This is a genomic window from Hymenobacter siberiensis, assembly GCF_018967845.1.
Classification (GTDB): Bacteria; Bacteroidota; Bacteroidia; order Cytophagales; family Hymenobacteraceae; genus Hymenobacter; species Hymenobacter siberiensis.
The window spans coordinates 3,757,260-3,770,054 of the sequence record NZ_JAHLZZ010000001.1 but is presented as its reverse complement, the minus strand read 5'-3'; the positions used below and the strand labels follow the sequence as shown (position 1 = coordinate 3,770,054).

Below are 12,795 nucleotides of genomic sequence, written 5' to 3'. Positions count from 1 at the left end.
CAAACTCACCAGTTCACCTCACCGCCGCCGCAGTGTTACGAAGCTGAAGGCATAGGCGTGGCGCTCGTCGGCTTCGTGGCGCTCGCGGGTTTCTTCGCGCCAGTCGGTGGGGCTGAGGACGGGGAAAAAGGCATCGCCCTCGAAGCTGTGGTGCACTTCGGTGAGGTAGATGACATCGGCGGCGGGTAGGGCTTCGCGGTAGATTTCGCCGCCGCCAATCACGCATACTTCCTCGTCCAGCTCGTGGGCGCGGGCCAGGGCGGCGGGCACCGAGCCGGCCGTTTCGCAGCCGGGGGCGGCCCAGCCGGGCTGGCGCGTCACCACGATGTTAGGGCGCTTGGGCAGGGCCCGCCCGAGGCTGTCGAAGGTACGGCGGCCCATCACCACGGGGTGGCCCAGGGTGAGGCGCTTGAAGTGCTGTAAATCATCGGGCAGGTGGCCCCAGGGCAGCTCACCATCTTTTCCGATGGCATTGTTTTCGGCTACGGCTACGACGAAGGAAACCATTAGTTTTGGGGGAGGAGTTAGAATTGAACGGTGTAGGGGCGGAGCGACGCTCCGCCCGTCGCTGAAGGGAATCGTTGAAATGGAGCGGACGGCGGAGCGTCGCTCCGCCCCTACATACTTATGCCGGCAGCTTAAAGCCACGCAGCAGCTCCTGAACAGGCATCCGCTTCTTGCCCTCCAGCTGCACATCCAACAAATCAAGCCAGGCATCGGCGGCGGCTACGCGCAGATATTTTTTGCCGTCCGAAGCCCAGGTGCCGGCCGGGGCGGCGGGGTTTTCATCACCGAAAGGCAGCGTGGCGGCGCGGAAAATCTTGATTATCCGGCCATCGGCCAGGGCGGCGAAGGCAGTGGGGATGGGGGAGAGGCCGCGCACCCAGTTCACCAGCTCAGCGGCGGGGCGATTGAAATCAAGGCGGCCGGTTTCCTTCTGGAGCTTGGGCGCGGGGCGCAGGTCGGTGCTGTACGCTTGCGGGATGCTGGGCGCGGTACCGGCCGCGATGGCCTCCACCGAGCGGCGGGCCAGGGCGGCGCCCACCAGTTTGAGCTTGTCGTACACGCTGCCGAAGTCGTCCTCTGGCGCGATGGCTATTTTATCCTGGAAAATGAGGTCGCCGGTATCAATTTCGTGGCGAAGGAAGAAGGACGTGACGCCCGTTTCCTGGTCGCCGTGCATCAGCGCCCAGTTGATGGGGGCCGCGCCCCGGTACTGCGGCAGCAGCGAGCCGTGAATGTTGATGGAACCCAGCCGGGGCATATCCCACACGGCTTCGGGCAGCATGCGGAAGGCCACCACCACCTGTAAATCGGCGGTGTAGGATTTCAGCTCGGCCTGAAACTCGGGTGCTTTCAGGTTGGTGGGCTGGAGCACGGGCAGGCCGTGGGCTTCGGCGGCCTGTTTCACGGCCGAGGCCTGCAGCTGCCGCCCGCGCCCGGCCGGCCGGTCGGGAGCCGTGACGATGGCCACCACCTGCCCGCCGGGCCAGGCCAGCAGGCTTTCGAGGGTGGGCACGGCAAAATCAGGGGTGCCCATGAAAACCAGGCGCAGGGGAGTATTCATGGTGCAAAGAAAACGCCGAATGGCCACAACGCGCAGGAGCCATTCCTACCGCTCCGGGTACAGCAGGTATTTCTTGCGCAGCGCCTTGAACTTGTTCAGCCCCGGTGCCCATGAGGCGCGGATTTCTGCCTCCGTCTTACCCGCGATAATCTGCTCGCGCATGCTATTCGTGCCGGATAACTCCTCGAAATACTTTCCGAAAAAATGGGCCTTGTCAGTACTCTGCTGATAAAAATCGAGCAGATAGCTCAGCACCAGGCCGCCCGACGCGGCGCGGGTGGGCACACCGGCCAGGTTGAGGCCGTGGCAGACCTGGCCCTTTAGGGGCGGGCTGGGCGAGCCGGCATTGGGAGCGGGCGTGAAGGTGTAGGGCCGCGTGGCCGGTTGCGTGGGGCTGCCAATCACCTCAAACGGCGTGCTGGTGCCGCGCCCCACGCTCACGTTGGTGCCCTCAAACAGGCAGATGCTGGGGTAGAGGGCCACGGCGTGGGCGGTGGGCAGGTTGGGCGACGGGGCAATGGGTAGCGCGTAGGCCGTGGCGTGGGTGTAGCCGGCCGCCAGCGGTACCACCGTGAGGGCGCACTTTTTGCCTCCGGCCAGCCATTTTTCGCCGTTAATCATCGTGGCCAATTCGCCCACCGTGAGGCCGTGGGCAATGGGCAGCGGGTCGAGGCCGACAAAGGATTTGTGGGCCGGCTCCAGGATGGGGCCGTCCACGAGGTCGGCGTTGGGGTTGGGGCGGTCGAGCACGATGACGGTTTTACCCTGCTCGGCGGCTGCTTCCATCACGTAGTGCAGTGTGCTGATGAAGGTGTAGAAACGCGCCCCCACGTCCTGAATATCGAAAATTAGCACGTCCACGTCGGCCAGCATTTCGGGAGTGGGCTTCTTGGTTTTGCCGTATACCGAGCGTACGGGCACACCGCTGCGGGCATCGCGGCCGTCGGTGATGGTGGCCCCATCGGCCTCCTCGCCCCGGAAGCCGTGCTCGGGGGCGAAGATGGCCGTCACATTTATGCCCCGGGCCCGCAGCGTATCCACGAGGTAGGCGCGGCCCACGCGCGAGGTCTGGTTGATGACCAGGCCCACGCGCTTGCCCTGCAGCTGCGGGAGGTATTTTTCCAGGCGCTCGGCTCCCACGGTGAGCGCGGCAACGCGGGGCGGGGTGCTCAACGTATGCGGCGTGGCCGGTGCTGCCGGGCGGGCGGTGCTGCAAGCCGGCAGGGCCAGCAGCATCGACAAGGTGATTTTAACGGATAACCCAATCATTAAACAGTACGAAAAAGGCGAAAAAACAGAACCCGGTTTGGGACCCGGCCGGGCCTTGAAGCCGGGAGCGCGGCTGGTACCGGTTCAAAACGTAGCTTTACGGCCGAACAATGAATGTCTCCCGCTACATTTCGCAGAAGATTGACGGGGGAGCCGATTCCGGCTCCTTCACCGCGTCGGTCACAAAAATAGCCATCATCAGCATTGCCATGGGCTTGGCGGTGATGGTGGTGTCGTTTGCCATCCTGCAAGGGTTTCGCAACGAAATTCAGAATAAAATCTTCTCCTTCGGCGCGCACCTCCAGATTTCGCGCTACGACACCAACAACTCGCTCGAAGTAGCCCCCATCGCCGGCCCCAAGCTGGTGAAGCAGCTCCACGCGTTTCCCGAGGTAAAATTCACGCAGCCCTACGCCGTCAAAACGGCCATCATCAAAACCAAAGATGAAGTGCTGGGCGTGGTGCTCAAGGGCATTGCCGAAACCGACGGCCTGTCGCCCATGCGCGAGAACTTGGTGGCCGGCAAATTCCTCAGCTTTCCCGACTCTGCGGCCAGCGATGATGTGCTGATTTCGCGCAAAGTGGCCGATAAGCTGCGTCTCGCGGTGGGTGAAAAAGCGCTGTTCTACTTCATTCAGAATCCGCCCCGCATCCGGCAGTTTCGCGTCAGCGGCATCTATTCCACCGGCCTCGATGAGTTTGACGAGGTGTACGTCATCGGCGACATTCGCCAGATTCGGGAGTTGAACTCGCCGGCCTGGCCCGACTCGCTGGTGGGCGGTATGGAAGTGGTGCTCAAGGACTTCAAAACACTCGATAAAACCGCTGATAATTTCTACGAGCGCCTGCCCTACGACCTCAAAATCGACAAAATAACGGAGCAGTACGCCCAGCTTTTCGACTGGCTGCAGTTGCTCAACCGCAACGTTATTATCTTCCTGCTCCTAATCATTTTCGTGGCCACATTCAATATGGTGGCCACCATTTTTATCATGATTCTGGAGCGCACCAACATGATTGGCATCCTGAAAGCGCTGGGGGCCACGGACAACCAGATTCGGCGGATGTTCTTCTTCCGGGGCATCTCGCTCACGGTACGCGGCATGCTCATCGGCAACCTTGTGGCCGTGGGCTTCTGCGCCATCCAGTATTATTTCAAAGTCATTCCCCTCGACCCCGAGAACTACTACATGGACCGCGTGCCGATTTCCTGGGACCCCAAAATGCTCATCCTGTTGAACGTGGCCACCTTCGCCGCCTCGCTGCTGGCCGTGCTGATTCCCACGTACTTGATTTCGCGGATTAAGCCCGTGGTGGCCATTAAGTTCGACTGACCACGGATTGGCACGGATTTCACGGATTTTGTAGTCGATTATTGGCTGCTGCCCAACAGAAAAGGCTTGCCACCCGGCAAGCCTTTTCTGTTGGGTTCCTGTTGGTTTTGGCTGGCTATTTGATTGGCTACAAAATCCGTTTAAATCCGTGCCAATCCGTGGTCAGATATACCGGCTGCGCAGCACCAGATTCGGGTCAGGGCACAGGGCTGCCCACGCCTCGCGCTCGCTAGGCCGCGCCACGCCGGGAAAGTCGCCCACCCGGCCCTGCATATCGGCCATGAGCTGAAAGTGCAGGTGCGCCGGCCAGTCGCCATTCTCCGGGAAAGGGCCGACGATGGCAAATGCTTCGCCTTTTTGCAGTACCTGGCCCACGCGCAGCGCCTGCCACTCGGCGCGGCTGAGGTGGCCGTAGAGGCTGTAGAAAACCGTCCCTTCCAGTTCGTGCTGCAGGATGACGGTGGGGCCGTAGTCGCCGAAATTATCGTTGTCGGCCAGGCTGTGGACCGTGGCTGGTAGCGGGGCCAGTACTGGTGTGCCGGCCGGTAGCCATACATCCACGCCCAGGTGCAGGGAGCGGGGCTCCTCGGCCGCACCCGGCCCAAAATGGGTGCTGCGGCGGTAGATAACCCGGTTTTCGAGGTAGCCACCGATGCCAATGGTGGCGTTTTTCTCGGCCAGTATGGTATTCACGAGCTGGTCGAAGGCGGCAGTGTCGCGCAGGTCGGCGCTGGTTATCTGGGGGTTATTGGCGGTGAAATCGAGGCGGGCGACGGCGGGGTCGTTGAGGTCGACGGGCAGTACAGGGCCAAAGCTGGCCTGGTGACGTTGGAGCAGGGTGGAGAGCAAGCGCTGAAAGACTAAAAAACGTGAAACAACAAAGGAAAACGGCCCGTCCGCAAACCCGTAATATGGCTGGCAAGTTACCTTTGCCGGTGGGCCGGTGGGAATGTTTTTATCATCCGGTCCGCATTTCTGTTACCGCTTTACCGCGAACGAGCGCGCCGCCCCGTGGCCCCTCGTTTCCATTCGCTCATCTCGCTCAATGTACCATACCCTCACCGTCGTTGCCCTCACCCAGGAAACCGCCGATTCTGTCACCATTCACCTGGAGCGGCCCGACCGGGCGCCCATCGCCAGCCGTCCCGGCCAGTTTCTGACGCTTATCGTGCCCTGCGGGCCGGGCGGCAAAAAGGAGCGCCGGGCCTACTCGCTCAGCAGCACGCCCACGGAGGCCCCGCGCCTGTCCGTGACGGTGAAGCGCGTGGTGGGCGGCCTGGTGAGTAACTATTTGCTTGATACCGTGAAAGTAGGCCAGGAAATAGAGGTAATGGAACCGCTCGGCAATTTCACCCTCAGCCCCAGCCCCAAGGCGGCCCGCTCGCTGGTGCTCATCGGGGCCGGCTCGGGCATCACGCCACTCATGTCGATGCTGAAAGCCGTGGTAGCGGCCGAGCCCCAGAGCTACGTGCTGCTGATTTATGGCAACCGCAACGAGGAATCCGTGATTTTTCAGCAGCAGCTTGCCGAACTCGAAGCCCGCTCCAATGGCCACCTGCAGGTAGAGCACGTGTATAGCCAGCCCCTGCAGCCCATGGCGCCGCACCGCCACACCGGCCGGGTAAACCGCACCATGCTCCTGCGCATTCTGGAGCAGCGCCACCAGTTTCCGGCCGAGCAGGCCGAATACTTCATGTGCGGCCCCGAGGGCCTGATGGCCGAGGCCCAGGCCGCCCTCAGCCTGCTGAACGTGCCTGAGGCCCGCATTCGCCGCGAAAGCTTCGTGGCCAGCGCCGACACTGCCGAGCTGGCCGCCGCCCAGCCCAGCGGCCACGGCGACGTATCGGCCCGCCCCGATGATAAGATAAAGAACACCCGCACCGTCACCATTCAGTACGAAGGCAGCGAGTACCTCATCGAAGTGCCCGCCGGCAAAACCATTCTCGATACTGCTCTCGACCAGGATATTGACTTGCCGTATTCGTGCCAGGCCGGCCTTTGCACCGCCTGCCGGGGCAAGTGCCTGAGTGGCAAAGTACACCTCGACGAGCGCGAAGGCCTCTCCGATTCGGAGCTGAAGCAGGGCTACGTGCTCACCTGCGTAGGCCACCCAATGACGGATGATGTGGTGATTGAAATAGGGTAGAAGGCAAAGTAGGAACGTCATGCTGAGCGCAGTCGAAGCATCTTGCGTGCCACCACTAATCCTTTTTAACCGAAGGTCGGCATAGCCAACAATTGAATTACTACTCCCACGCGAGATGCTTCGACTGCGCTCAGCATGACAGACGCGAGCCACCCTTAAAAAAATAGTCCGGCCCGGCGTTTGTTGCCGCAAGTGAAGGTTACTAAAGCTTATCCTGGATTTCGTTCTACTATACTTGTAATATGATGCTTCTTGCTGAACCTACCGCCGAGTCGGCTACCAATACGAGCCGGCCGCCCCGCCACTATTTGCCCGAGGACTTTATCGTGACCGACTGGGCCACGATTGAGCCCTTCTTCCAGGAATTGCAGGCTCGGCCGGTGCACACGCCCGCCGAGCTGGAGCGCTGGCTGCTCGACCGCTCCGAGCTGGAATCGGCGTTGAGCGAAGACCTCGCCTGGCGCTACATCCACATGACCTGCGACACGCAGGACCCGGCGCGCTCCGAAGCCTTTCAGTATTTCGTGAACGAAGTGGAGCCGCTGGTGGCTCCCTACGACCACGCCCTCAACGAAAAGATGCTGGCCTCGCCGCACCTGGCCGGGCTGGATGAAGGCCGCTACGGCGTGTTTCTGCGCTCGGTACGCCGCGCTTCGGAAATTTATCGGGCCGAAAACATCCCGCTCAAAACCGACATCAGCACCAAGCAGCAGCAGTACGCCGCCACGGTGGGGGCCATGAACGTGACCCTCGACGGCTACGACCTGACCCTGCCCCAGGCCGCCGACCGCCTCAAGAACCCCGACCGGGCCGTGCGCGAAACGGCCTGGCGCGCCATTCAGGCCCGCCGCCTGCAGGACGCCAAGCCCCTCGACCAGCTCTTCACCGAACTCATCGGCCTGCGCCACCAGGTGGCACTGAATGCCGGTTTCGCCAACTTCCGCGACTATATGTTTGCCGCCCTGGGCCGGTTCGACTACACGCCGCAGGACTGTTTCAACTTCCACGCCGCCATCCGCGAAACGGTGGTGCCGCTGATTGACGATTTCGACCTGGAGCGCCGCCAGGACCTGAACCTGCCTGCCCTGCGCCCCTGGGACCTCGACGTGGACCCCAGCGGCCAGCCCCCGCTGCGCCCCTTCGGCACTGGCGCGGAGCTGCTGGAAAAGACCATCACCGTCTTCGAAACGCTCGATAGCTACCTCGGCAACTGCCTGCGCACCATGCGCCAGATGGGCCACCTCGACCTGGAAAGCCGCAAGGGCAAAGCCCCCGGCGGCTACAACTACCCGCTGGATGAAACCGGCGTACCCTTCATCTTCATGAACGCCACGAGCTCGCTGCGCGACGTGGTGACCATGCTGCACGAAGGCGGCCACGCCGTGCACAGCTTCCTCACGCGCGGCCTGCCACTGGGAGCCGATAAGCACCCGCCGTCCGAAGTGGCTGAGCTGGCCTCAATGAGCATGGAGCTGATGAGCATGGACCAGTGGCACGTTTTCTTCCCCAACCCGGAAGACCTGCGTCGCGCCAAGAAAACCCACCTCGAAAGTGTACTGGAAACCTTCCCGTGGGTAGCCACCATCGACAAGTTTCAGCACTGGGTGTACGAGCACCCCACGCACACCGAAACCGAGCGCCACCAGCGTTGGGTCGAGATTTTTGACGAGTTCAACCAGCGCACCGTGGACTGGGCCGGGCTCGATAACTTCAAGCCCTACCTCTGGCAGAAGCAACTGCACCTCTACGAAGTGCCGTTCTACTACATCGAGTATGCCATGGCGCAGCTCGGGGCCATTGCCGTATGGCGCAACTTCCGCCAGAACCCCATCGAGGGCCTGGCCGCCTACAAGCGCGCCCTGTCCCTGGGCTACACCGCGCCCATCGGCCAGATTTATGCCGCCGCCGGCATCCGCTTCGATTTCAGCACTGAGTACCTGCGCACCCTGGCCGACTTCGTGCGCGAGGAAATGGCCGCGCTGTAATCCAGTCAGCATTTGGTTTAAAACAGAGAAGGCCGGCAATTACGCCGGCCTTCTCTGTTTTAAACCAAATGCTATTCTTACGAATTACCGCCTGGCGTCGTGCCGGAAGTAGTAGTCGGGGTTTTTGAGCCGCACTTGCCTCTGGGGCGTGGGTCGTGGTCTTTGCAGCCCTCGCACGAAGCCAGTGCGAGGCTGCTGAGGAGCAGGGCCGGCAGCAGCCGGCGGAAGAAAGTAGCGGTGTGCATATAGGCGGGGCGTTTGATGAATTGTATTGATTGCCTGAGGCTTGAAGATACCTGATTGCCGCTCTATATCAATGCTGCTCCACTTGAATAGTGAGCCTCCGGCTTACTTGTCCCCGATGGTGAAAAACGACAGCGGCTGCAGGTTGGCGTACTTGCTGCCGAGCGATTCCAGCTCGGCGCGGTGCAGCTTGAGGTAGTCGTTGTACTGGTGCACGGCGCGGTCGTACTGCACCCGAAATGCCACCACGCCCGCATCGAGCTGCTGAATGCCCTCCACGAAGTTGCGAGCATTTTCGGTGGGCGCGTTGCCGTTGGGGGCGGCCACGGGGTACACGGCTTTCAGTAGCGAGTCCTGGGCGGTGTCGTACTGGTCAATCAGGTCGGAGCTGGCCATGGTTTGCTGGGTGTAGCGGCGGGCCTTGAGGTGGGTATTGGCGCGGTCGAGGTCCTGCAGCTGGGTGGCAGTGATGCCGGGCTGGCCCTTCAGCTCGCGCAGCAGCAGGCGGGTGATGCCGATTTTCTGGTCGTCGCTTTCCGTCATGTTGCGCCATTTGATGTCAACGGAATCGCGCAGCACATCGAACTGCGCTTTGGCCGCTGCCGCCGAAGCCGGGTCGAAGGACGCCGTTTTGGCCCCATCGCGCTTGCAGGAAGCCGCGCAGCCCGCAAAAATCAACAGCGAAAGCACAGCGGTTTTAACCGGGGAAGAAAAGAAAGTGCGCATAAAAGAAAAAAGCCTGGAAGGAAAAAGCCCCGACATGGCAAAGCTACGGGGCCAGGTGAAAAAATGCGTGGCCGGGCCAAACGGGGGCAGCCCCGATGCCGATGGGGCAATGCGGGCTGCAACGCCCAAACGAGGCTATTCGGTATGTGCGGCATGCCCATCGGCTCATCTCACTCGGGTTATGTAGAGTAAAAGTGATTTTTGTGTACACCGTATCGTAATCAACCCAGCTATAAAAAGCTTGTATCTTTGCCGTTGCACTGACATTACACATTCCAAAAAATATGAAAAAGCAATACTTAATGCTCTCTGCTGCTTTGCTGCTGGCCGGAGCTGCCCATGCCCAAGGTACGGAACTGTTTTTCTCGGAATACAACGAGGGAGCCCACCAGATGGGCGTAACCTATGGCGGTACGGCTCCCTCGACCGGCAACGAGCGAGCCCTGGAGATTTTCAACCCGACCAATAACACCGTCAGCCTGAACCCATACTCGGTGCGGCGCTACTCCAACGGCAGTTTAACGGTAGTGGAGGAAGAGAAATTGTTCCGCAGTAACCAGGCACATGCCGCTGTGGGGATAAACAGTATGAATGCCCGCACAACCTTCGTGCTGGCCTGCGGTCAAGCGACCATTCCGGCTATTGTGAACGTCGCAAACCAGTTCAGCGCCGAATACGGCGTGACCACCCTTCCCACGGTAATCCTTGGTGGTGGCCCTATTTATTTCAACGGCGACGACGCAATGGCCCTGGTGCGCTACCCCAGCGGCACGGCGGGCTCCGGCAATGGCGTGATTGTGGACCTGATTGGCGTGATTGGTGAAAGACCTGTGTTGCAGACCTGCGCAACGGGCGGCAACTGGAGCGGCACCAACCCCCTGGACGGTACCGGCACCAACGCGGTTTTCGTGGCTTCGGCCAACCAGTCCATCACCCGTCGGGCTACCGTATCGCGCGGCCTCCGGGTTAACCCATCTCCTCAGAACGTTGTTCCCGCTACCTGCCCACCCACCCGTGCCGCGGGCGGCTATAACATTGCCGACGAGTGGGTGATGTACTCTACGGCCTTCAACGGTCCAAATGGGACTTCAAACCCCGCCGGCCAGCTCTACGACCAGCTGGGCAGCCACAACGACTACGTAGGTCCCTTCGGCACTTACCAGGCCGTGCTGAGCACGCTGGGTAAGTTCGACAAAAACATCAGCGTGTACCCCAACCCGGCCCATGGCTTTGCTACGGTTGAAATCAAAGATGCCAAAGTGGGCCGCGTTACCGTGCTGAACAACCTGGGCCAGGCCATCAGCGCCGAGGCCAAAGGCCAGGGCCAGGAAAAGCTCCAGCTCGACATCTCGGCCCTGAAGCCCGGCCTGTACTTCGTGCAGATTCTGAGCGCCGACGGCCAGACCAAAATCTATAAAGAGCTGGTGGTTGAATAAACGGCCGGTTATCTGAAAGCGAAAAAGGAGGGAAGCAATTCTCTCCTTTTTTTGTGGGCGTACTTTTGTGCGGTAGTTGTCAGCTGCTCGTGGCCGGTTGTCCGGCTGTTTGGCGGGTGGGTTGATGCTGACAACTGCCCCCGAGCAACTGACCACCAACAACCTATGTCCGATAACCTCACGCCCCTTTCCGCCATTGGCGAATTTGCCCTTATCCGCCGCCTGCAGGCCAATATCACGGCCCGCCAGCCCGGCACCGTGCTCGGCATCGGCGACGACGCGGCCATCATCCGGCCCACCGCCGGCACCGATACCGTGATGACCACCGACCTGCTGGTGGAGGGTATTCACTTCGACCTCTCGTTCAGCCCGTTGCGCCACCTGGGCTACAAGGCCGTGGCCGTGAACGTGTCGGACGTGGCCGCCATGAATGCCCTGCCCACGCAGCTGGTGGTGGCCCTTTCGGCCGGCCCGCGCTTTACCGTGGAGGCCATTGAGGAGCTGTATGCCGGCATGCGCCTGGCCTGCGAGGCCTACAACGTAGACCTGGTGGGCGGCGACACCACCGCCAGCCGGGGCGGTCTCACGCTGGCCATCACGGTACTGGGCGAAGTGGCTACCGGCGAGGCCGTGCGCCGCAGCGGCGGTCAGCCCACCGACCTGCTCTGCGTGACCGGCGACCTGGGCGGCGCTTTTCTGGGCCTGCAGGTACTGGAGCGCGAAAAGCAAGCCTACCTGGCCGACCCCGAAACCCAGCCCGAGCTGGCTAGTTACGAGTACATCGTGCAGCGCCAGCTGCGCCCCGAGGCCCGCCTCGACATTGTGCACGAGCTGCGCGAGCGCGGCATCCGGCCCACCAGCATGATTGATATTTCGGATGGGCTGGCTTCGGAAGTGCTGCACCTGTGCACGGCCAGCGGCACGGGCGCGCGGGTGTTCACCGAATTCCTGCCCCTGGCCAACCCCACGCTGGAGGCGGCGGCCGAGTTCAACCTCGACCCGCTCACCTGCGCCCTCAATGGCGGCGAGGACTACGAGCTGCTGTTCACGGTACCGGTTACGGACCACGAAAAAATCAAGAACCACCCCGATATCACTATCATCGGCCACCTCACGGACAAATCTGACGGGACCAACCTGGTGACCAAGGCCGGGCAGGCAGTGCCGTTGCAGGCGCAGGGCTGGACTAGTTTTTAACTAATGAAGCTGTTTAGAAAGTCCCCGAACGGTCATGCAGCGCGCAGCGCTGCATGACCGTTCGGGGACCTTTTGTGACTTTCTAAACAACTCCAATGCTATGCAGTGGCTTATGTAGCGGCTGTTTCTGATTGCTCGTTGAAACACCGGGCACAAGAGCTGCCGGCGTAACATCCGTTTTTAAATTTAGATAACGGGTCCGATAATAAACTTTTAGGGCCCGCTACCGTTTAGCCCGGCAACTGCCCCTTTCGGAACTGGCACACTCCTTGTCAAGCCGACTCTTACGTTCCGAGTAAATCTCTCATTCCCTAATGACTTCGGCCATGAATAAGCTCCCGTATCTCTTCGCTTTCATTATCCTGCTCACCTCGTTTCATGCTCCGGCTGCCCATGCGCAATGGAGCCCACAGGCCAAAGGTGCCGTTATCGGTGGCCTGGGCGGGGCTGCTGCCGGAGCCATCATCAACAAGCGCAATCGGGTTGTGGGTGGCGTGGTAGGTGGCGTGGCCGGTGGTGCTATTGGCTACGGTATTGGTAAGCACATCGACAACAAGCGCAAGCAGCGTGCCGCCGCCGCCGCCCAGCAGCGCGCCGTGGCCGCCCGCGAAGCTAACTATCGCCGCGAGCTGGCCCTGGCCCGCAACCGCCCGACCGTTACCACTACCCGCACCACGCAAACGGCCCTGGTGCCCGCCAATAGCCTGACGGCTTCCAGCACCATGGTGGGCGGCATGCAGCCCGCCGCGCAGCCGGCTCCCTCAAACGCCGCTTACCTGCCCAACCCTGCCTACGGCGATGCTTCGCACCCCTATGGCACTTCCGAGTATCGCCGGAAAAGCTGGTAATTGCCACTTCGCATTATTTTGCAACCCCTGGGCGCCCGCGCCCG

Annotated in this window: 12 protein-coding genes; 6 read left to right on the top strand and 6 right to left on the bottom strand. The window is 61.4% G+C overall.

Annotation, left to right across the window (positions count from 1 at the left end; all coding sequences use genetic code 11):
• Nucleotides 1–18: 18 nt before the first annotated feature.
• From KQ661_RS16480 to KQ661_RS16470, 3 genes are all read right to left on the bottom strand, one after another.
• Nucleotides 19–507: a dihydrofolate reductase gene (locus KQ661_RS16480; RefSeq protein ID WP_216689328.1), complete on the bottom strand. Its 489-nt coding sequence runs from the start codon at nt 505–507 to the stop codon at nt 19–21.
• 118 nt (nt 508–625) lie between these two features.
• On the bottom strand, nt 626–1,567 hold the full coding sequence (fmt, locus tag KQ661_RS16475) for a methionyl-tRNA formyltransferase (RefSeq protein WP_216689327.1): 942 nt from the start codon (nt 1,565–1,567) through the stop codon (nt 626–628).
• A gap of 45 nt (nt 1,568–1,612) precedes the next feature.
• Nucleotides 1,613–2,836 carry an exo-beta-N-acetylmuramidase NamZ family protein gene (locus KQ661_RS16470; protein ID WP_216689326.1) on the bottom strand — a complete coding sequence of 408 codons (1,224 nt, stop codon included), beginning with the start codon at nt 2,834–2,836 and terminating at the stop codon, nt 1,613–1,615.
• Between the two features lie 110 nt (nt 2,837–2,946).
• Between KQ661_RS16470 and KQ661_RS16465 the strand changes: the two genes are divergently transcribed.
• Nucleotides 2,947–4,170 carry an ABC transporter permease gene (locus KQ661_RS16465; protein WP_216689325.1) on the top strand — a complete coding sequence of 408 codons (1,224 nt, stop codon included), beginning with the start codon at nt 2,947–2,949 and terminating at the stop codon, nt 4,168–4,170.
• A 162-nt stretch (nt 4,171–4,332) separates the two neighbouring features.
• Here KQ661_RS16465 and KQ661_RS16460 read toward each other — a convergent pair whose 3' ends face one another.
• Nucleotides 4,333–5,019 (bottom strand): peptidoglycan DD-metalloendopeptidase family protein, encoded by a 687-nt coding sequence (locus tag KQ661_RS16460; protein WP_216689324.1) that lies wholly within the window; start codon nt 5,017–5,019, stop codon nt 4,333–4,335.
• Between the two features lie 196 nt (nt 5,020–5,215).
• Between KQ661_RS16460 and KQ661_RS16455 the strand changes: the two genes are divergently transcribed.
• Both KQ661_RS16455 and KQ661_RS16450 read left to right on the top strand, forming a co-directional pair.
• Nucleotides 5,216–6,316: a ferredoxin--NADP reductase gene (locus tag KQ661_RS16455; RefSeq protein ID WP_216727521.1), complete on the top strand. Its 1,101-nt coding sequence runs from the start codon at nt 5,216–5,218 to the stop codon at nt 6,314–6,316.
• Between the two features lie 242 nt (nt 6,317–6,558).
• Nucleotides 6,559–8,301, top strand: a complete 1,743-nt coding sequence (locus KQ661_RS16450; protein WP_394369629.1) for a M3 family oligoendopeptidase — start codon at nt 6,559–6,561, stop codon at nt 8,299–8,301.
• A gap of 77 nt (nt 8,302–8,378) precedes the next feature.
• Here the strand turns inward: KQ661_RS16450 and KQ661_RS16445 are convergent, their stop codons facing one another.
• Together KQ661_RS16445 and KQ661_RS16440 are read right to left on the bottom strand one after the other, a co-directional pair.
• On the bottom strand, nt 8,379–8,546 hold the full coding sequence (locus KQ661_RS16445; protein ID WP_216689322.1) for a hypothetical protein: 168 nt from the start codon (nt 8,544–8,546) through the stop codon (nt 8,379–8,381).
• Between the two features lie 103 nt (nt 8,547–8,649).
• Nucleotides 8,650–9,270, bottom strand: a complete 621-nt coding sequence (locus KQ661_RS16440) for a hypothetical protein (protein ID WP_216689321.1) — start codon at nt 9,268–9,270, stop codon at nt 8,650–8,652.
• A gap of 302 nt (nt 9,271–9,572) precedes the next feature.
• Between KQ661_RS16440 and KQ661_RS16435 the strand changes: the two genes are divergently transcribed.
• The 3 genes from KQ661_RS16435 (at nt 9,573) to KQ661_RS16425 (ending at nt 12,751) form a co-directional block, all read left to right on the top strand.
• On the top strand, nt 9,573–10,706 hold the full coding sequence (locus KQ661_RS16435) for a T9SS type A sorting domain-containing protein (protein WP_216689320.1): 1,134 nt from the start codon (nt 9,573–9,575) through the stop codon (nt 10,704–10,706).
• Between the two features lie 165 nt (nt 10,707–10,871).
• Nucleotides 10,872–11,903, top strand: coding sequence for a thiamine-phosphate kinase (gene thiL / locus KQ661_RS16430; RefSeq protein WP_168674145.1), 1,032 nt, complete (start codon nt 10,872–10,874; stop codon nt 11,901–11,903).
• A 326-nt stretch (nt 11,904–12,229) separates the two neighbouring features.
• On the top strand, nt 12,230–12,751 hold the full coding sequence (locus KQ661_RS16425; RefSeq protein ID WP_216689319.1) for a glycine zipper domain-containing protein: 522 nt from the start codon (nt 12,230–12,232) through the stop codon (nt 12,749–12,751).
• The last annotated feature ends 44 nt before the right edge of the window (nt 12,752–12,795 follow it).